This window comes from Paraburkholderia sp. GAS348 (assembly GCF_050434205.1).
In the GTDB taxonomy this organism is placed as follows: domain Bacteria; phylum Pseudomonadota; class Gammaproteobacteria; order Burkholderiales; family Burkholderiaceae; genus Paraburkholderia.
The window spans coordinates 417,358-437,337 of the sequence record NZ_JBNPVT010000001.1; the positions used below are offsets into that span (position 1 = coordinate 417,358).

Consider the following 19,980-nt stretch of genomic DNA (forward strand, 5'->3'; position numbering starts at 1 on the left):
CCACACCTACTTCACCGCCCCCAACGCCAACCCCTTCACCAGGAACCGCTGCAGCCACGCGAACACAATCGAAACCGGCAGCGTTGCACAGAGGGTAGCGGCCATCACCAGATGCCATTCGACGACGTACTTCCCGGCGACCATGTCAGTCACTTGAACGGTCAAAGTCTTATTCTCCGGCGACCGAATCAACGTATAAACGACAGCAAACTCATTCCACGCATTGATAAAAGTAAAGATCGCCGTCACAACAATCGCTGGCACGGCCAACGGCAGGAACACCTTAAAAACAGCCCTGGTCCTCCCGCACCCCTCAAGCCATGCCGACTCTTCAAGATCACGCGGAACAGTCTGAAAATAAGAAGACAACATCCAAACTGCGAATGCGATATTAAAGGCCGCATAAGAAACGATGACTCCGATCTTTGAGTCGACCAGATTCCCATCCCCATAAGGAATCATCGCCGCCAGTCGGAACAGGCCGACAACCAGCAAGATAGGCGACAACATCTGCGTCACCAGCAGAAACTGCGAATACCACCCCTTCCCGCGAAACGGAAACCTGGCCAACGCATAAGCCGCCGGCAAACTCACTGCCAACGCCAACGCAGTCGACAAGAAACTGATCACGCAACTATTCCTCAGCGCCACGCCGAAATTAGCCGCGACCCACATGTCCGAAAAATTGCTCCACTGCCAATGCACCGGCAGCCACCTCGCCGGATAAACAAAGATCTCCGTAGCCGGCTTCAACGCAGTAAACAACATCACCGCAAACGGGAACAGCACGGCCACAATCAGCGGCGAAAGTGCCAACCAGCACCACAGCGAGCGCTTCATCCTGACGCTGAGACTCATGACGTCTCTCCTTCTTTCGCGGGCTGCAGGCGCAGATAGGCGATCGAGAAAACGAACAGCATGACGAGCATGATCAGCGACACCGCCGCGGCTTCGCCGGGACGTCCCAGCCTGAAACCAAGCTCGTAGAGATACGTGACGAGAATATGCGTGCCGTTGTCCGGCCCGCCTTGCGTCATCACCCAGATGATCGGGAAAGAATTGAACACGTAGATCACGTTCAACAGAATCGTCATGTTGATGAACGGCCGCAAGAGCGGCATTGTCAGCTTGCGAAACTGCTGCCAGGCGCTGGCGCCATCCATCCGCGCCGCTTCATAAATATCGCCCGGCACCGACGACAACCCGCCCAGCAGAATCGTCACCGTAAATGGAATCGACACCAGAATGCCAACCGCGATCTCCACCGGAAATGCGAGTTCCGGCGTCGCGAGCCAATGTATCGGGCCGTTGATCAAGCCAAGCCGCTGCAACGTGACGTTGACCATGCCGTAGTCGTCGTTGAAGGCCCAGCGCCACACCACGGCGGTCATCGTCAGCGAGACGGACCACGGCAGCATCACAATCGTGCGCGCCACGCCGCGCCCATAGAAATCCTGATTCAGAATCAGTGCAACTGGTACCGAAATCAGCACCGTGCCGCCCACCACGCACACGGTCCAGACAATCGTCCGTTTGGCGGCGGCGAGAAACGCGGGGTCCGTGAAAATCGTAATGAAGTTCTGCAGACCGGTGAAATCGCGAATCGCGCCGAAGCGCGACACCTCGTGCAGCGATTGCCACACGATGTTGAAAATCGGATAGCTGATGATAAAAAGCGCCAACACCAGACTCGGCGCAATCAGCAACCAGGGCGCTTGCAGGCGCGAAGAAGCGGAACGGCTCATGCGTGCTCGATCGTAAGACGTGCCCACATTGAAAAGGCGGGCGCGACGGGATGGGCCGGATAGTGCATTACGTGCATTACGTGCATTGCGACCGGAACGCGCGCTGCCTTCACAACAGCCGCGCGCGTTCCGTATTCAACAAATCGCTCCGAGACTGCGCAATCACTTACCGAGCGACTTGTTCGCTTGCGCCGCCGCGGCATTCAACGCGTCAGTAGGCGTTGCCTTGCCCAGGTAAACCGATTGCATTGCATCGGTCACAGCCTTCGCGGTGTCCTCCCAACCGGTCACGGTCGGCGCGAAGTGAGCCGTCGGCAGTAGTGCGACGAAAGCTTTGGTATCCGGGTCGTTGAATGCCGGGTCGGTCGCCTCAGCCTTGGTGGTCGGCAGGAAGCCTTCGGTCGTCGTGAACTCGACGCGCGGTTCCTTCGTGAACAGATAGTCGAGGAACTTCCATGCCGACTTCTTCACCTTCGAGTTCTTGAACATCACGATCGAGTCCGTTACGGCATAGGTGGCGTGCGTCGTACCCATCGGGATCGGAACGATGCCGTACTTCAGGTTCGGCGCTTCCTTCTTGATCTGCTTCGCGAGGAACGGTGCGGAGATGTCCATCGCGACGCGGCCCTGCTTGAACAGGTTCTGCACGTCTTCACGGCTGTAACCGGTCACGCCAGGTTGCGTCAGGCCCTGGTCGATCATCATCTTGTACATCGTGGCCGCCTTGATGCCGGCGGGCGAATTGAAGGCCGCCTTGCCGTCCTTGCCGACCACGTCGCCGCCGTTGGTCCACAGCGCGTAGTAATAGTAGACGTCGGTTTCGATTTCCTTGCCCTGGATGCCGAAACCGGCAATGCCCTGCGCCTTCAGTTTCTTCGACGCGTCGATCACGTCATTCCACGTCTTCGGGCCGTCGGGATAACCGACCTTCGCGAGCAGATCCTTGTTGTAGTAGAGCGCCCGCGCGGAGGCGGCGATCGGCAGGCCGTACACCTTGCCGTTGATTTCGCCCGGTGCGAGGAACGGGCCGATGAAGCGGCCCTTGAAGCTGGCGTCCATGTAACCGTCGAGCGGTTCGGCGACGTCGTCTTTCACGAAGTCGAGCAGCCAGCGCGTGCCGACGATCGCGAGGTCGGCGTTGGCGTTGCCGGTAATGTCCGTCTGCAGTTTCTGTTGCAGCGTGTCCCAGCTCACGTCTTCGATCTTGATCGTCGTGCCGGGATTGGCCTTTTCGAAGTTGCGGGCCATCTTTTCGAAGTACGGCGCGGTCGCATCGCTGTAATGCGCGACTGTCACGCGGACCGTGTCGGCGTGAGCCGCGACGGCAATACCTGCAAACGCGAGCGCCACGGCGACTTTGCCGAGCGCGAGGGAAGCACGGGCATGCAACGACATTTCTCTCTCCTGTGTCGATCGGAGTTAGCGCTTTAGCTGTCGACCAGAGTTAGCGCGTCAGCGCGTTACTCTGGTCCCGTGCACAGCACTTACTCCGGTCCCATCCAACGATGGTGGGGTTGGTCTGCTGCCGTCGCCGGCCGCTTGGGTTGAATTGTTTGAAAAAATCCTACATGACGCAAAATAGCTTGTCACGTAGGGTCTGCCATATTTTTTCTCAGCCGGTTTTGTGCATAAGATGCTGTAAAGAAGGGATATTCTCGCATAGCGAGAAGCTGCGGATACCCAATCTTTGGGATGGCCGGGCAGCTGTGCGACGCCGGATTTGTAGGAAATTTACAAGCCAGATTGGTGCTGCAGCAGGGTTGAGGAGCGAGGGCGGACATGAATCGTGTGGTGTTGGTGACGGGCGCTTGCGGCGGTATCGGCAGCGTGTTGTGCAAGCGCTTTGTGGAGCAGGGAGATGCCGTGCTGGCGCTCGATATCGACGCGGTCGCGCTTCACGGACTGGTTGCGCAGTTCGGCGAGGCGCATGTCACGCCGATCGCGGTCGACCTCGGTGACGCTGCCGCAGTGCGGCAAGCGGTTGCCGAAGCCGTGATGGAGCGCGGTCCGGTGGACGTGCTGGTCGCCAACGCGGGTGCCGCCAAAGGCCTGACGCTTGCCACGACCGATGCCGCCAGCTGGCAGCGCGACATCCATCTGAATCTGAACGGCACGTATCACACGGTGGAAGCGGTGCGCGCGTCCATGATCGAACGGCAGAACGGTGTGCTGGTCCTGATCGGATCGGTGAACGGCATGGCCGCGCTTGGGCATCCGGCGTATAGCGCGGCGAAGGCGGGGCTCATCAGCTACACCAAAGCGCTGGCGATCGAGCTTGGCCGTTATGGGATTCGCGCGAACATCGTCTGTCCGGGCACGGTGAAGACGCAGGCGTGGCAGGCGCGCGTCGACAAGAATCCGCAGGTTTTCGAGGATCTGAAGAAGTGGTACCCGTTGCGCGACTTTGCGACGCCGGACGACATCGCCGATGCGGTGCTGTTCCTCGCATCGCCGATGGCACGTGTGATTACCGGCGTCGCGTTGCCGGTCGACGGTGGACTGATGGCCGGCAACCGTTTGATGGCGGAAGAACTGACGCTCGAATCGCTTTGAACGGATTGGATTCGCTTTGAACTGCATTGACCCGATGGCGTGGCGTGTTCCTTGCTCGATGAAGCAAGGCAACGCGTCCGCATGACAGCACGACGATGAGGACAGCATGGCAGCAGTGCAACTGAGCGGCATCTTCAAACGCTATGGCGACACGCAAGTGGTGCACGGCATCGATCTCCACATCGACGACGGCGAGTTCGTCGTGCTGGTCGGCCCGTCGGGTTGTGGCAAGAGCACGCTGATGCGCATGGTGGCGGGCCTCGAGGAAATCAGCGGCGGCGATCTGATGATCGGCGGCACGCGCGCGAACACGCTTGCGCCGCAGCAGCGCAATATCTCGATGGTGTTCCAGAGCTACGCGCTCTATCCGCATCTGTCGGTCTACGAAAACATCGCGTTCGGGCCGCGGATTCGCAAGGAATCGTCGGCGAGTTTCAAGCCGCGGATCGAAGCCGCCGCGAAGATGCTGAACCTCGGCGGTTATCTGGACCGCTTGCCGCGTGCGCTGTCGGGCGGTCAACGTCAGCGGGTAGCGATGGGCCGTGCAGTGGTGCGCGAGCCGTCGTTATTTCTGTTCGACGAACCGCTGTCCAATCTCGACGCCAAACTGCGCGTGCAGATGCGCACGGAAATCAAGGCGCTGCATCAGCGTCTGAAGAATACGGTGATCTACGTCACGCACGATCAGATCGAAGCGATGACAATGGCAGACCGCATCGTCGTGATGAACGCGGGGCGGATCGAGCAGGTCGGTCGTCCGCTCGACCTGTACGACCGCCCGGCGAATCTCTTCGTCGCCAGCTTCCTCGGTTCGCCGTCGATGAATTTTGCGGAAGGCGTGTTGACGAATCGCGCAGATGGGCAGGGCTTCGCGTTGAAACTCGCGGACGGTGGCGAGATCGTGCTGGAGGGCGCGCCTGCTTCCGCCATTGCCGGCGCAAAGGTCACGCTCGGTGTACGTCCCGAACACATTGAAACGATGGCCGACAAGCCGGACGCCACGATGGAAGTCGAAGTGGTCGAGCCGACTGGCGCCGAGACCCACTTGTACGGGAAAATAGGCGGCAGCACGTGGTGTGTGACGACTCGCCAGCGCTCGAAGGTCGAGCCCGGTCAGCGCGTCACGCTGCGCCTGCCGGCCGAGCATATTCATCTGTTCGATACGGAGAGTGGGCGCAGGCTGGTCTGAACCGCGTGTTGCCGCTTGAGGCTGATTCAAGCTGTTTGAAGCTGCGACGCAACGCGGATTCATTTAACCCTTAAGGAACACCGGGTGTCCGCACCGAACTTGATTCCCCACATCCGCGGCGCACTGGCCAATTTGCGGCCTGCGGAGCGCAAAGTCGCCGAGATGGTGCTGAGCGACGTCGACTTTGCGATGCGCGCGAGCATCACCGAACTCGCGCAGCGCGCGGACGTGTCCGAGCCTTCCGTCACGCGCTTTTGCCGCGCGATCGGTGCGCATGGTCTGCGCGACTTCAAGATGCAATTGGCGCAAAGCGTGGCGGGCGGAGTGCCGTATGCGTCGACGGCGGTTGCGCGTGATGATGATGCTCAGACGTTGATGGACAAGGTGGGGGAGGCCGCTGTCGATGGGATTACGCATGCGTGTGGTGCGTTGGATCCGGCAGTGTTTGAGAGTGCGGTTGGGGCGTTGTCGAGCGCGGGGCGGGTTTTCTTCTTTGGCGTTGGGTCGGGCTCGGGACTCGTTGCGCAAGATGCGGCTTTAAGGTTTTTGCGGCTGGATATCGCAGCTACTGCGTTTACCGATGGTCATTTGCAACGGCTTTACGCGGGTCTCATGGAGCCGGGTGATGTGGCGTTTGCGATTTCGCATTCGGGACGCAGCGTCGAAGTGAATGAAAGCATTCAGATCGCCAAGGAGCGTGGCGCGACTACGATTGCGCTGACTAATGTGGGCTCGCGGCTCGCGTGGCTTGTTGATATTCCGCTGCTGCTGCGCGTGCCGAGCCCGATCGATCCGAATACGCCAGGGGTGTCGCGGCTCGTGCATCTGTGCATCATGGATGCGCTGGCGATCGGCGTCGCGTTGAAGGCGAGGCCCAAGACGCTTGAAAAGATGCGGCACGCGAAAGCGCGCTTGTCGTCACATGAGCCGGAGGCGGCGGGCGACTGAAGCGAGCGTGATGCGCGTGCGGATGCCTGTGCGCCACGCAGATCCAAGCTCGCCGCGGAGGCCTTGACGGCGGGGCCTAGCGGTCGTTCTCGTCTGAAAATGCTTCGGTGACAGCCTGCACGATTTGCGCGCTCAGCTCCGGCCGCTCGTCAAACAGCGGATAGCGCTTGCGCAAGCTGTTCGATACGCTGTTGCCGTTCTGCCGGACGCTGCGAATGATGCCGTCCAGATCGTTGTCCGGTGCTTCGAGAAATTCCTTGATGGCGCGCCGTGCTGTGTCGTTGGCGTGCAGAAAGCGCGCTTCGGTACGCATTTCGTGCGTTAGCGTCACGTCGATCACGTTGGCAAGATAGATGACGTGTGCAGTCAGATCGGGGTAGCGCCACGCGGGCAGCGCGTCGTCATAGGCCTGAAAATGCAGATTGTATTCGACGCCGTCTTCCGCGATCTCGGTCTTGCCGAACGTGTACCGGTCCGCATAGTGTTTCATCAGCGGGCGCGAAAAACGTTCGAGCACCTTGTCGTAAGCGGCGCGATCGCGCGTGCTGTGAGTGATCGTAGCGGACACCGGCAAGATGATAGGCGCAGATACTGCGCCGTCGCGACGCAGAATGTCGTTGATCAGGAAGCGCGATATGCGGCCGTTACCGTCGGCCATAGGGTGCACATAGACAAAGCCGAACGATGCCGCGGCTGCGCGCACGATCGACGCCCCCCCTTCGGTGCGTTCCAGAAAGCGGCTCAGCCCCGCCAGCATCGTTTCGATGTGTTCCCAATGCGGTGCGATGTAATCGACCACCGGTTGATAGCGTGCGACATGTCCCACATACACCGGTGAGCGGCGGATGCCATAACGCAGCGCCGACTGCCCGAGGATGCCGCGTTGCAAGACGTCGAGCGTTTCAGCGTCGAACGGATTCGCATGCTGTCCGCATTCGCTTTCCATGACCGCAGCGAAACGGCGGATTCGGTCCTCTTTGTCCTGCTCATGTTCGATCAGAAAGCTCGCGCGGCTCTCTTTGACCGTCAGCCAGACGGCGCTGCGCATGATCAGATCGATGCCATAGTCTGCTTCCAGTTCGGCGAGCGGTGCGGCAAGGTCGTAAGCTTCGGCGCGGCGAACCGCTTCGACACGTCGAATCACCGGGCAGAAGTCCCGATTGCCCGGCAGGTTGTCGCGCACGCGCCAACGCGGGTTGTTGACCGGGGTGCCTACGATGAAGTCCTCGGGATTCAACGCATCGACATAATTTCCTCGGGAGACGCCCGGCGCGTCCAAGGGCTCCGGCATCAGCCATTCATAGAAGAAGCAGGCACGGCGCGCATAGGCGCCCGTGGGCTCGCGGGCGATCCATGCCTCCAGTTCGCCGCGTACCGACTGCAGTGCATAGAGCCGCGCGAGGAATTCCAGATGAATGCCCTCGTGCCGGAAGGCGAACGTCAGGTTATCGGTCAGGCTGGCGGTGGGGCGATAGGGCTCGGGATATACCTCCCGACGAATATCGCCGTCGGTGGACGTTGAGCGAACCCGTCCGATTTCGCTCTGAACGGCGAACGGGTGGACCGGTACGACGCCGTACGTGTTGGATAGCCATTGATAACCGATATGCGGCATGATTTTCGATCCGGGTGGCGGGGACGCGCGCGAGGACAGGTTGTTTCGCTCAGTTTCGCGCAGCTTCGATTACTTGGCTCGCAAAACGATTACAAAATACATATTTTATAAAAAAACGATTATACGGCGTCCGGGCATCGTTTCGATTACTGGGCTCGCAAAACGGTTACAAAGCGGCCATTTTCAGAAAAAACGATTACTTTGCCCTCGTCGAGGCATTTTTCAGGCCTCGCCCGCCACCGCCATCCACCCAAACCGCCGCGACAACCTCAGGGTTGCGGTGCGCAAAGTCTGCGCGGGGCCCCCCGCGATCTCGCTATCGAAGCTGCCGCTCGGCCCCATCAACGCGAGCACCAGACAGATGCTGCCGGTATGGTCCAGCACCGGCGCGGCCAAGGTGTCGATGCCAGGCACCGGCCGGCTCAATGCGGTATCGATGCCGTCCGCGCGGATTTGCGTGAGCCGTTGCGCATAGGTTTTTGTCAGCTGCGGTAGCGATGGCGCGGTGTCTTTGCGACCTGAGGCCGTGCCTGGATTTTCAGCCCCCGCCCCCGCCCCCGCCCCCGCAAAAATCTCCTCCGCTCCAGCCCCTGCCAGCCGCAAATGATCCTGCGCCAACAGCCCATTGCGCACATCGTCCGCGACATACGCAGCAAACACCCGGCCGATTGCCGTATTCACCAGCGACATCACCGTGCCGACCCGCAGGCTCACATGCAGCGGCCGCGCCGATTCTTCCAGGCGCACGACGGTCGGCCCGAGCGGGCCGAGCACCGCCATCGCGACACTCATTCCCGTCGACGCCGCCAGTTCGACCACCTCCGGCTCGGCTTCCCGCGTCGGCGACAAACGCTGCAAGCCGATCAACCCAAGCTCGAGTGCGAGCGGCCCGGCTTCGAAACAACCGGCAGCATCCCGATTGAGCAAGCCGATCTTGAGCAGACTCACCAGATGCGGAAACGCTTTGGCCGGCGGCATGCCCGCAGCCGCGGCAAGGTCGCGCAAGCTCAACGGCCGCGCAGCGGCAACCAGCGCACCAAGCAACTCGCCGGTGCTATCGAGCGACTGGATACCGCGCTGCGGTTTCGCCTCGGCGGATGCGGCGGAAGTGGGGGAACTGGCAGAAGCGCTAAAGCCCGCGGAAGAGGTGTCGAGAGAGGTGGTCACGATGCAGAAGAAGCTACCAAGGAAGGCTCTGCCGAAAGTTCAGCGCCGATATCACGAGCAGCGGCAAGCAGCGCGCGGGCCGTCGGGCCATCGGCGGCGACCTCGATCGCGCCGGTCGAGCCGATCACCGTCAGCGCCAGGCACAAGCGGCCGCCCGCATCGAGCACCGGCGCGCTCAAACTGCTGATGCCTGGACTCGGCGCATCGACGCTGCATTCCAGGCGGCGTGCGCGGATTGCGTCTAAAGCAGCTTCGAACGCGGCGCTTGCGTCAGGTGGCGTCATCGCGCTACCCAACGAGCCCGACTGATTCGCCCACATCCCCTCCAACGTTTCGTGGGGCAGATAAGCGCAAAACACGCGCCCCGTCGACGTGGCCGGCAGCGACATCACCGTGCCCACATGCAGATTCACGTGCAATGGAAAGCCCGCATGCTCATAGCGGACGATGGTCGGCCCTTGCGGCCCGGCAATACAGATCGCGACGCTGAACCCAATCGCTTCGGCCAACGCCGCGACGCGCGGCACCGCGGCGCGAAACGCCGGTTGGTTCTGCAGATGCATCAATCCAAGCCGCAACGACAGTGGGCCGGGTTCATAGCGGCCCGACAGTTCGTCACGTTTGATCAGACCTAAGCGGCTCAAGCTCACCAGATAAGCATGCGCCTGCCCCGGCGCAATCTGCGCGGCGGTGGCGAGATCGGACAACGCGAGCGGACTGCGCGCCTGCGCAAGCGCCAGAAGCACGCGGCCGCCGACCTCGACGCTCTGAATCCCGCGCTGCGTCTTGCCGCCATCTGCCGTCTCGCTGCCGCCCGCGCCTTTGCCGGTGGCTGGTTTTGCTGCTTTGCTCACACCCGCGCTCGTTCGTAAAAAGGGTCCATGTTAGCCGAAGCCTGCGCTGCCGCCCGCGCCTTCCTGTCGTTATCTTAGACGTTCTGAAGTTTGCATATAGCGATACATTTCGCTATTGACAAATAAACTCGCCCGGCCATAAGATGCATTCACCCCGACATACCGGTGCAGTCACAGAGTCAAAACGGGGCGAGACAAGCTCCACTACAGTCAGCCCGCGCATCTGAAATCTGAACGCGCGTAGCCGGCCGTCTCGCCTCACGTCCAACTTTTGAGGGAGACAAACATGGCAAAGGCATTCGCATCCCAGGCCGACCTGGAAGTCAAGAAAGTCACATGGACCAAGCTGTCCGAGAACGCTTACGCGTACACCGCTGAAGGCGATCCGAACTCGGGCGTGATCATCGGCGACGACGGCGTGCTGATCGTCGACACTACCGCCACGCCGGCCATGGCACAGGACCTCATCGCGAAGATTCGCAGCGTCACCGACAAACCGATCAAGTACGTCGTGCTGTCGCACTACCACGCGGTGCGCGTGCTCGGCGCGTCGGCGTATTTCGAAGAAGGCGCGCAGGAAGTGATTGCGAGCCGCGGCACGTACGAGATGATCGTCGAGCGTGGCGAAGCGGACATGAAGTCGGAAATCGAACGCTTTCCGCGCCTGTTCGCCGGTGTCGAGACAGTGCCGGGCCTGACGTGGCCGACGCTCGTGTTCGAAAAAGAAATGACACTGTTCCTCGGCAAGCTCGAAGTGCGTATCGCGCATCTGGGCGCGGGTCACACGAAGGGCGATACGGTGGTGTGGCTGCCGTCGCAGAAGGTGTTGTTCTCCGGCGACCTGGTCGAATACGACGCAGCCTGCTATTGCGGCGATGCTCAACTCGAACAATGGCCCGCCACGCTCGAAGCACTGCGCGCGCTGAAGGCCGAGAAGCTGGTGCCGGGCCGCGGTCCCGCCTTGACCACGCCGGAAGACGTCAACAAGGGCCTCGATTACACGAAGGACTTCGTCACCACGCTGCTGCAGCAAGGCCGCGAAGCCGTCGAACAGAAACTCGATCTGAAGGCCGCAATGACACACACGCGCAAGGCGATGGACCCGAAGTTCGGCCACGTGTTCATCTACGAGCATTGCCTGCCGTTCGACGTCTCGCGTGCCTTCGACGAAGCGAGCGGCATCACGCATCCACGCATCTGGACCGCGCAGCGCGACAAGGAAATGTGGGACGCGCTGCAAGCCTGATAAGCGCATAGAAACGCCGGAACGCGTCAAGCAGAGCAGAGAAGGACGGAGACACAAGATGAGCATCAACTACCAGACGCTGTCGTTCGAGTATCAGCCGTGCCGCGAACAAAGCAGGCAAAGCGATGCGGAGCAGACGACTTATCCCGTGATCGTGGTCGGCGCGGGACCGGTGGGCCTCGCTACCGCGATCGATATCGCGCAGCAGGGCGTGCCGGTTGTGCTGGTCGACGACGATGGTTCGTTATCCACCGGTTCGCGGGCGATCTGCTTCTCGAAGCGTTCGCTCGATATCTTCGATCGGCTCGGCTGCGGGCAGCGGATGGTGGACAAGGGCATCAGCTGGAATGTCGGCAAGGTGTTCCTGAAAGATGAACTGGTGTACACGTTCAATCTGCAGCCGGAGGCGGGCCACCACCGGCCCGCGTTCATCAACCTGCAGCAGTACTACGTCGAAGGCTTTCTGCTCGAACGCGCGCAGGAGATGCCGAATCTCGAGATCCGGTGGAAGAGCAAAGTGGTTGGCGTGCAACAGAACGGCACGCCAGGTACGCAAGACGCCAGCGTGACGCTGACCGTCGACACGCCCAACGGCCAGTACCCGTTATGCGGCCGCTATGTGGTGGCCGCCGACGGCTCGCGCAGTCCGATGCGTAATCTGATGGGGCTCGACAGCAAGGGCGTCACATTTAAAGACCGCTTCCTGATCGCCGACGTGAAGATGGAAGCGGAGTTTCCGACCGAGCGGTGGTTCTGGTTCGATCCGCCGTTCCATCCGAATCAATCGGTGCTGTTGCATCGTCAGCCGGATAACGTGTGGCGGATCGATTTCCAGTTGGGCTGGGACGCCGATCCGGTGCTGGAAAAAACGCCGGACCGTGTGATCCCGCGCGTGCGTGCGTTGCTTGGACCGGACGCGAAGTTTGAACTGGAATGGGTCAGCGTCTATACGTTTTCGTGTTTGCGCATGGAACGCTTCCGGCATGGCAACGTGTTGTTCGCGGGCGATTCCGCGCATGGCGTGTCGCCGTTCGGCGCGCGTGGTGCGAATAGCGGCGTGCAGGACGCGGAAAACCTCGCATGGAAACTGGCGATGGTCCTCGAAGGCAAAGCCTCCGACGCGTTGCTCGACACGTATGCAAGCGAGCGCGAATTCGCCGCCGACGAAAACATTCGCAACTCCACGCGCTCGACCGATTTCATTACGCCGAAGAGCCCGGTTAGCCGCGTGTTCCGCGATGCTGTGTTGAAGCTCGCACGGCATCACCCGTTCGCGCGACAGTTGACGAATAGCGGCCGCCTCTCGGTGCCGGCGGTGTTGCGTGATTCCCCGCTGAATACATCGGACAGCGACAGCTTCGAAGGTCTGATGGTGCCGGGGGCATCGTGCGTCGATGCGCCGGTTCATGCGGCGGGGCAACCGGCATGGCTGTTACAGCAACTCGGCCAGCAATTCACGGGCGTGTTGTTCTGCGGCTCGCAAGCTATCGATCAGGCGACGCAAGCTGCGTTCGATGCATTGCGAAGCGGGCCGATTCCGCTGAAGCTCGTTGTGGTGACGAGTGGTGATGCACAGGTCGCGGCGGTTTCGGGTGCAACGGTGGTGCGCGACATGGACAGTCTTGCAGCCGCTCGTTATGACGGCAAAGCTGGCACGTTCTATTTGATCCGCCCGGACCAGCATGTCTGCGCGCGCTGGCGGCAACTCGACGTGAGCTTTGTGGAAGGTGCGTTGAAGCGAGCGTTATGCGTGGAAGGCGCGGCCTGAGGGCGAGGCAAACGCAGCGAAGATGGCACAGGGCCAAAACGTGGTGAGCGCGGCAGGCGCACGATTTGCGGTGCATGCAGCCTGGCCGACACACGCAGCCCAGCAGCCCATCGGCAAAAGCAAATAGGAGGAGACAGTCATGGCATTGAACACGCAACCCAACCTTGCCCGCCCCGACGATTTCTACGAGGCGCTGATCGATATGCATCGCGATCTCGATGATGCGCAGAGTCAGTCGGCCAATGCGCAACTGATCCTGTTGCTCGCCAACCATATCGGCGATCACGCGACGCTGCTCGAAGCGATGCGGCACGCACGCGAAGGCGTGACCGACGCTTCGGTGCAGGGCGCACAGGCGCATCTGTGCGGCCGCATGCCGTTCTAGTAGAAACCAGAAACGCGGCGCATCAAGACGCCGGACCCAGCGGGTCCGTTGGACCCTCACGTTTGGAGATAACCGATGAGCCAATCCCTCGCCCCCACGCACGCGCCGGGTGCATCCGCTGCTGTGCAAGACGACCTGTTATATCGCAAGGTCTCGATGCGGATCATTCCGTTTCTGTTCCTGTGTTACGTGGTGTCGTTTCTCGACCGCATCAACATCGGCTTCGCGCAGTTGCAGATGAAGCACGACCTTGGTTTCAGCGACGCCATGTACGGTTTAGGCGCAGCGGTCTTTTATATCGGCTATGTGTTGTGTGAAGTGCCGAGCAACATGCTGCTGGCGCGCTTCGGCGCACGCCGCACCTTCACGCGGATCATGCTGCTATGGGGCATTGCATCGGTCGGCATGATGCTGGTGTCGAAGCCCCCGCATTTCTACGTGCTGCGGTTCATGCTCGGTGTGTTCGAAGCGGGGTTCTTCCCCGGCATCGTGCTGTATCTGACCTATTGGTACCCGGCGCGGCGGCGCGCCGCCGTGCTGTCGATTTTCTTCGCGGGCGTCGCGGTGGCAGGGGTGCTCGGCGGCCTGGTGTCCGGCTGGATCATGCGCGATATGGGCGGCGTGATGGGGCTGTTCGGCTGGCAGTGGATGTTCGTGATCGAAGGCGCGCCAGCCATCGTACTCGGTCTGCTCGCCGCGTTTTATCTGGTCGACGGTCCGCAACATGCAACGTGGCTCAACGCCGCCGAGAAGGCGCAACTGATTGCGCAACGCGATGAGGATCGCCGTGTTTCATCGGACGCACATTCATCGCGCTCCGTCATGCAGGCGCTGCGCAATCCGCGGGTCTATCTGTTCGCGTTCATCTATTTCTCGCTCACCTGCGCGTCGTTGACGCTGAACTTCTGGATGCCGTTGATGATTCGCGACTTCGGTGTTCACGATGTGCTGGCGATCAGCCTGTACACCGTCATTCCGAATGCAGTCGGCGCAGTGGGCCTGATTCTGATTGCGCGCAACTCGGATCGCCGTGGCGAACGGCGCCGGCACTTTGCGGTTTGCACGGTCGGCGGCGGCATCGCGCTTTCCCTGCTAACGCTGCATTTGAGCAGCTTCCCGGCGATGCTCGCGATTCTCTCGCTGGCAGCCGTGCTGATCTTCGCCGCGTTGCCGATTTTCTGGACCGTGCCGTCGGGCTATCTGTCCGGCACCGCGGCGGCGGCCGGCATTGCGCTGATCAGCAGTATCGGCATTACGAGCGGGATTGTCAGCCCGTGGGTGATCGGTTTGATCAAGACGCACACCGGCAGCATGGACAATGCGTTGTATGTGCTGACCGCGCTGCTGTTTGTCAGCGGTGTGGCGTTGCTGATTGGCGTGCCGAAAGAAGCGAAGCGCATCTAAAGATCGAACGGGGTCGAACGTCATATCGGGTAGAGTCGCGCGTATTCCCTTGCGACCACGCGTCTAACGTCCGAACCTTCGCGATGTATTCGATCGAACTTATTGCGTTATCCCATGACGGTCCGCCCGACATTTCGTTGTGGCGGGTCGATTTCGCTTTCGACACCTCACTGGACAACGCCGTCTTCGCGGCGCTCAGCGATGATGAGCGCGCGAGAGCCGGCAACTTTCGCCGCCACGAAGATGCGCTTCGTTTCGCGTCCGTGCGCGTGGCGCTGCGCGAGCAACTCGCAAGTTATCTCGGCATTGCGGCGCACGCTGTCCGCTTCACGCTCGATGCGAACAACCGTCCCTGTCTCGCCGATTCCAATGCATGCGACTTCAACGTCTCGCATGCGGGCGCGCATGGACTCATCGCGATGTCGTCGTGCCGACGCGTCGGCGTCGATATCGAGCAATACAGCGATACCTTCGATTGGCGTTCGATCGCATCGTCGACGCTTGATTCAAGCGAAGCGGCGTGGCTCGAGCGGCTAGACATCACGCAGCAGATCGGTGCGTTTTACGACGCATGGGTCGCGAAAGAGGCGTTCGTCAAAACGACGGGCGTGGGCATCACGCGCGGCTTACAGCATCTGACGGTGCTGCCGCGCGACAGCACGCTGGTGACGCTACGCAATGAGACTTCGGATGACATGCGCGAGATCGCTGCGCGCTGGATCTCGGCGCCGGAAGGTTATTCCGCATGCGTGGCGTGGTCGACGAAAACGTTCTGCACTAGTTGAAAACGCAAGGTTTCGGCAGCGCCGCCGCAGGCCATGAGCGCCTGTTCCGCAACTAACGGTCAGCCGCGCAAGGCGCCCCCGGATATGATGGCGAAATGCCGCAGCAAGCTTGCCGCACCCTTATCTACCCACGCTAGCCAATGCCGACAAAAACTCTCGACGCCGCATCGACCGACACGTCCACCGAAGCGGCGCAGCGCCTGCCCACCTTGATGCTGGCCGCCGGTCTGTCCTTAGGCAGCGCGATCGCACTGGGCCTTGCCCGCTTCGCGTACGCGCTGCTGTTACCGTCGATGAAACTCGACCTCGGCTGGAGCTTCGCTCAAGCTGGCGCGATGAATACCGCCAATGCGCTGGGCTATCTGCTGGGCGCGCTCGCTTTTCCGCGGCTCGCGCGCCGCTGGTCGGCCGGTGTGCTGTTCGGCGCTGGCTGCGTGACCACTGCGCTTCTGATGGCGATCAGCGGCCTGTTTGCCGACACGCATTCGCTGCTCGCGTTGCGCGTGATCACCGGCGCAAGCAGCGCGGCGATTTTCATCAGTGGCGGCGTGCTGGCGGCGCGGCTTGCGTCGGCGAGACCGCACGATGCGGGATTGGTGCTCGGTTTGTATTACGGCGGGACCGGTTGGGGCATCGTGGTCTCGTCGGTGCTGGTGCCGTTGACGATTTTCAACGTCGCGCATGGCTGGCAGTTTGCGTGGTTCGCGCTGGCGGTGGCATGCGTGGTGTTCGCCGCGATCGCCATCGGCGCCGCGAGGAAAGTCGAAAGCGCGCATGTCGCCGGGTCTTCTGCCGCGCATGTTTCCGGTATCGCCGACGCGCCACGTTGGCCGCGTTTCAGCCCCGCGCTGGCAGGCTACGGTTTGTTCGGCGTTGGCTATATCGGCTACATGACGTTCATCGTCGCGCTCCTGCGCAACGCGGGCATCAGCGCGGCGGTGGTGACGGGCTTTTACCTGTTGCTCGGCGTGGCGACCGTGGTATCGGCGCGCGTGTGGTCCGGTCTGCTCGACCGCATGCGCGGTGGTCACGCGCTCGCGATACTCAACGCATTGCTCGCGGTGGCGACGCTGCTGCCCGCGTTGTTCACGCAACCGTGGGTGGCGTTTGTCTCCGGCGTGCTGTTTGGCGCGACGTTTCTCTCAGCCGTCGCGTCGACCACAGCTTTCGTGCGCCACAATTTGCCGGTGAGTCACTGGGCCAAGGGCATCAGCGCATTCACGATCGTGTTTGCGTTCGGACAGATCGTCGGGCCGATGGTGATCGGCTGGGTCTCGGATGGCGCCGGTCTCGCGCGCGGGCTGGTTTATTCCGCGTTGCTGCTGGCGGCGGGCGCGGTGCTGGCGGTTTGCCAGAAGCCGTTACGCGGAGTCTGACATGATGTCTGGATGCGCGACAGCAACTCCGTATCGCTGCGCGCACGCGCAGACGGTTTGCGCCCGAGCCATGCGTAGAAGCCGCTGGTGGAGACCTTCAGCAGCCGCGCCATCGTGGCGATGGACCAGGTGGCCTGATTCTGTTGATTTGCCTTGAATTCCAACCCAACCAGCCGGAACGAGATGTTTGGCTGGTCGGGTGCACAGGAGAGATAGTCGAGTGGACTAACGCATTCCCCCGCTGGCGAGAAGTTGCTCGCCGGTCAGCCAACGTGCGTCGTCTGATGCCAGAAAGACCGCTATGGCCGCGATGTCATCAGGCTGGCCCAGACGGCCGAGTGGTGTCTGGCTGAGCACGGCCGCGTCGAAAGCGGATCCGATAATCCCCGCGCTGTGCGTGCCTTCGGTCACGATAACGCCCGGATTGACAGCGTTCACACGGATCTTTTTCGGACCCAGTTCACGCGCCAACACCCCGGTAATGGCGTCGACCGCGCCTTTGGTGCCGCTGTACACGGCACTGGCCACCGGGGTAATGCGGCTGACGACCGAGCTTATGTTGATGATGCTCGCGCCCTCGCCGAGGTGCTTTATCGCGGCCTGTGTCGTGAGCAGCAATCCAAGTACGTTGATGTTGAACTGCCTATGGAAGTGCTCTTCGGTGATCTCTTCGAGTGGAGCGAACTCGTAGACTCCCGAATTGTTCACGAGGATATCGAGACGGCCATAAGTCTCGATGGCAGCATCGATAATGCTTTGCGCATCTGCCGCCTTCGAGACATCACCGCCCACGGCGATCGCCTTACCATTGGCAGCTGTGATGGCCGCGACGACGGTCTCGGCACCGGCTTTGCTGGTGGCATAGTTGACCACCACCGACGCACCTTCTGCAGCGAGTGCCTTGGCAATGGCGGCGCCAATGCCCTTGGACGCGCCCGTTACGACGGCCACCTTACCTATGAGCTTATTCATGATCGTGTCCATTTGAAGAGGGTTTATGCGGGACTGAACGTCGAACATTATGCGGATCCATCTGCATTGCGACAAGGCGAACTGCAACGAGCAGTGTGTTGTCAAGTGCCGACCAGCCTTGTGTGGACGTTCAGGTCATCAGTGATTCTTCGAATCTGGAGTCGCACGGTCCAGACTCATCATGTTAGGTCGGAGCGGGTTGATGCAATCATCTATTGAACTCGACCCAATCAGACACCAACGGGTGAGGCGGGTTTGAATACGCCGACAAAACGGTAGATCAGAAAACTGACTGCACCAAAAGCCAGTGTGAGACCGACAAACGCCAGCTGCAACCGAACGTTCCAGCCGGGTACCGTGTGGAGAATAATTCCCATTAGCGCCACTCCCACCAAAGCGCCGATCTGACGGTTCGCATTGAGAGCTGCTGCCGCGCTGTTTGCGTAGGTGCGTCCGGCAATCTGCATCGCCAGAGTAGTCATCGCTGGTATAGCAACAGCGATAAGCGAAGACATGGTAGTCACACAGAGTAGCAATAGCGGATAGGGCATGTACGTTTGACCGGCCGCCACGGTAAGCGCCATTAGCGCTGCGGCGCCAGAGCAAACGAAAATCACTTTGGGCATTCCGAAACGCGCAGAGTAGCGAGATGAGGAGAGGTTGCCTGCTGTAATTCCGATCATTATGGGAAGAAGTTGTAAGCCGGCCTGTAGAGCGTCCGCGCCACGCGCCTGCTGTAGATACAAGCTCAAAAGGAATATCAGCCCAAACATACCGAAGTTGAAGAGGAAGCCAATGACATTGATTGCCGTAAAACTGGAGGTCTGGAACAATGCGCGCGGCAGCAGCGGATGGGCGCCCCTACGCTCCTGTTGCACAAGCGCGATCACTGTCACGCCAGTGATGGCCGCAGCAGACATCACAGGCGCAGAAAGCCAGCCGAGATTCGGCCCTTCGATCAGAAAGAAACTCAATGCGCCCAATGCAAGCACGGCGAGTCCATGGCTGATCAGCGATAGCGGGTGTTCGTGTTTGGGCGTGGCAGGGATCAAGAATTGTGTCAGTCCAATACCGAGCACACCAATCGGTAAATTAATCAAAAATACGCTGCGCCAGCCGAACTGATGAACCAGCACGCCACCGATCAGGGGTCCGACGGCCGATGACGCCCCGACCATAGCTGACCAGATGCCAAACATTTTTATACGCGCCTGTTCATCCTCAAAGGTTTGGGTGAGCAAGCTGAGCGAGCTCGGCATGAACATCGCCGCACCCGCTCCCTGTAACAAGCGCGCGCCGATGAGAACGCCGCCGCCTGGCGCGATTCCGCATAAGGCGGAACTCAGCAAAAAGACTGTCAATCCCGCTTGATAGATTCGCTTTGATCCGAGGCGGTCGGCTAACGCTCCGCCAGCTAGCAGTAGAGCGGCAAAGGTCAGGGTGTAACCATCGACCACCCACACCAGGCCGGTTAGCGGAACCGACAGATTCAGAGAGATGTCCGGCAGAGCGACGTTGACCGCGGTTACATCGATCATCGCCATGACGAAGCCGATCGCCAGTGTCAGCAGAATCAGCAGGCGACCTTTTGTCTTCGGGACCTGAGCGTTATCGAGGCTCAGTTTAGTCACCGTGTTCATTATTTCCAATCCTTGAGTGTCAGGCGAACTACATAACGATCTTTCCGATGCGCTCGCCCGGTTCCAAGCCTCGAACCAGTACGCCGCGATCATCCGCATGGCCACTGCGGTAAAGTGACAGACCTGTACTTTATTTTAATGTTACGGACAGGTCTGTGACTTTGTCAACTACATCAGCGAAATGAGAGGAGCTTGCGGAATGAAAGGAGGTGCCCGACCCCGGCGCGGCGGCCCTACGGCTTTCACGCAATCGGAGAAGTTGTCAGTCGTTGATTGACCGTGATTTTTTGGATCGAACCGCCAGAAATTGCACGGAAGGTACGCTTACTCCTG

At 60.7% G+C, this 19,980-nt stretch carries 17 protein-coding genes; 9 read left to right on the forward strand and 8 right to left on the reverse strand.

Annotation, left to right across the window (positions count from 1 at the left end; genetic code table 11):
• Nucleotides 1–6: 6 nt before the first annotated feature.
• From P3T22_RS01985 to P3T22_RS01995, 3 genes are all read right to left on the reverse strand, one after another.
• Nucleotides 7–858 (reverse strand): carbohydrate ABC transporter permease, encoded by an 852-nt coding sequence (locus P3T22_RS01985; RefSeq protein ID WP_429324071.1) that lies wholly within the window; start codon nucleotides 856–858, stop codon nucleotides 7–9.
• On the reverse strand, nucleotides 855–1,745 hold the full coding sequence (locus tag P3T22_RS01990) for a carbohydrate ABC transporter permease (RefSeq protein ID WP_429324072.1): 891 nt from the start codon (nucleotides 1,743–1,745) through the stop codon (nucleotides 855–857). The genes P3T22_RS01985 and P3T22_RS01990 overlap by 4 nt, the downstream gene beginning before the upstream one ends.
• A 162-nt stretch (nucleotides 1,746–1,907) precedes the next feature.
• On the reverse strand, nucleotides 1,908–3,140 hold the full coding sequence (locus P3T22_RS01995; protein WP_429324073.1) for an ABC transporter substrate-binding protein: 1,233 nt from the start codon (nucleotides 3,138–3,140) through the stop codon (nucleotides 1,908–1,910).
• A 384-nt stretch (nucleotides 3,141–3,524) separates the two neighbouring features.
• Here P3T22_RS01995 and P3T22_RS02000 point away from each other — a divergent pair, with 384 nt between their 5' ends.
• The 3 genes from P3T22_RS02000 to P3T22_RS02010 all read left to right on the forward strand — a co-directional run bounded on the left by P3T22_RS02000 (nucleotide 3,525) and on the right by P3T22_RS02010 (nucleotide 6,435).
• The gene (locus tag P3T22_RS02000) at nucleotides 3,525–4,298 is read left to right on the forward strand and encodes an SDR family oxidoreductase (RefSeq protein WP_429324074.1); all 774 of its coding nucleotides are present in this window, start codon (nucleotides 3,525–3,527) and stop codon (nucleotides 4,296–4,298) included.
• A 106-nt stretch (nucleotides 4,299–4,404) separates the two neighbouring features.
• A complete protein-coding gene (locus P3T22_RS02005) occupies nucleotides 4,405–5,487 on the forward strand; it encodes an ABC transporter ATP-binding protein (RefSeq protein WP_429324075.1) in 1,083 nt (360 codons plus the stop codon).
• An 84-nt stretch (nucleotides 5,488–5,571) separates the two neighbouring features.
• Entirely contained in the window at nucleotides 5,572–6,435 is an 864-nt protein-coding gene (locus tag P3T22_RS02010; protein WP_063500329.1) for a MurR/RpiR family transcriptional regulator, read from the forward strand.
• Between the two features lie 76 nt (nucleotides 6,436–6,511).
• On the opposite strand, the gene P3T22_RS02015 is transcribed toward P3T22_RS02010, so the two are convergent.
• The 3 genes from P3T22_RS02015 to P3T22_RS02025 all read right to left on the reverse strand — a co-directional run bounded on the left by P3T22_RS02015 (nucleotide 6,512) and on the right by P3T22_RS02025 (nucleotide 10,071).
• Complete coding sequence (locus P3T22_RS02015; RefSeq protein WP_063500328.1) at nucleotides 6,512–8,050, reverse strand: Fic family protein; 1,539 nt, start codon at nucleotides 8,048–8,050, stop codon at nucleotides 6,512–6,514.
• A 222-nt stretch (nucleotides 8,051–8,272) separates the two neighbouring features.
• Nucleotides 8,273–9,121, reverse strand: coding sequence for an IclR family transcriptional regulator (locus tag P3T22_RS02020; RefSeq protein WP_429324167.1), 849 nt, complete (start codon nucleotides 9,119–9,121; stop codon nucleotides 8,273–8,275).
• Nucleotides 9,122–9,213: 92 nt separating this feature from the next.
• Nucleotides 9,214–10,071, reverse strand: a complete 858-nt coding sequence (locus tag P3T22_RS02025) for an IclR family transcriptional regulator (RefSeq protein ID WP_429324076.1) — start codon at nucleotides 10,069–10,071, stop codon at nucleotides 9,214–9,216.
• A 286-nt stretch (nucleotides 10,072–10,357) separates the two neighbouring features.
• On the opposite strand from P3T22_RS02025, the gene P3T22_RS02030 reads away from it, so the two are divergent.
• The 6 genes from P3T22_RS02030 to P3T22_RS02055 all read left to right on the forward strand — a co-directional run bounded on the left by P3T22_RS02030 (nucleotide 10,358) and on the right by P3T22_RS02055 (nucleotide 17,035).
• Complete coding sequence (locus P3T22_RS02030) at nucleotides 10,358–11,317, forward strand: MBL fold metallo-hydrolase (protein ID WP_063500326.1); 960 nt, start codon at nucleotides 10,358–10,360, stop codon at nucleotides 11,315–11,317.
• Between the two features lie 58 nt (nucleotides 11,318–11,375).
• Nucleotides 11,376–13,085 (forward strand): FAD-dependent oxidoreductase, encoded by a 1,710-nt coding sequence (locus tag P3T22_RS02035; protein ID WP_429324077.1) that lies wholly within the window; start codon nucleotides 11,376–11,378, stop codon nucleotides 13,083–13,085.
• Nucleotides 13,086–13,224: 139 nt separating this feature from the next.
• Entirely contained in the window at nucleotides 13,225–13,470 is a 246-nt protein-coding gene (locus tag P3T22_RS02040) for a DUF2783 domain-containing protein (protein WP_063500324.1), read from the forward strand.
• Nucleotides 13,471–13,545: 75 nt separating this feature from the next.
• Nucleotides 13,546–14,874: an MFS transporter gene (locus P3T22_RS02045; RefSeq protein ID WP_063500323.1), complete on the forward strand. Its 1,329-nt coding sequence runs from the start codon at nucleotides 13,546–13,548 to the stop codon at nucleotides 14,872–14,874.
• Nucleotides 14,875–14,957: 83 nt separating this feature from the next.
• A complete protein-coding gene (locus P3T22_RS02050; protein WP_429324078.1) occupies nucleotides 14,958–15,659 on the forward strand; it encodes a 4'-phosphopantetheinyl transferase family protein in 702 nt (233 codons plus the stop codon).
• Between the two features lie 140 nt (nucleotides 15,660–15,799).
• Nucleotides 15,800–17,035 (forward strand): YbfB/YjiJ family MFS transporter, encoded by a 1,236-nt coding sequence (locus P3T22_RS02055; protein WP_063500321.1) that lies wholly within the window; start codon nucleotides 15,800–15,802, stop codon nucleotides 17,033–17,035.
• A 225-nt stretch (nucleotides 17,036–17,260) separates the two neighbouring features.
• Here the strand turns inward: P3T22_RS02055 and P3T22_RS02060 are convergent, their stop codons facing one another.
• Together P3T22_RS02060 and P3T22_RS02065 are read right to left on the reverse strand one after the other, a co-directional pair.
• The gene (locus tag P3T22_RS02060) at nucleotides 17,261–18,007 is read right to left on the reverse strand and encodes a glucose 1-dehydrogenase (protein WP_063500888.1); all 747 of its coding nucleotides are present in this window, start codon (nucleotides 18,005–18,007) and stop codon (nucleotides 17,261–17,263) included.
• A gap of 230 nt (nucleotides 18,008–18,237) precedes the next feature.
• Entirely contained in the window at nucleotides 18,238–19,647 is a 1,410-nt protein-coding gene (locus P3T22_RS02065; RefSeq protein WP_063500319.1) for an MFS transporter, read from the reverse strand.
• Nucleotides 19,648–19,980: the final 333 nt, after the last annotated feature.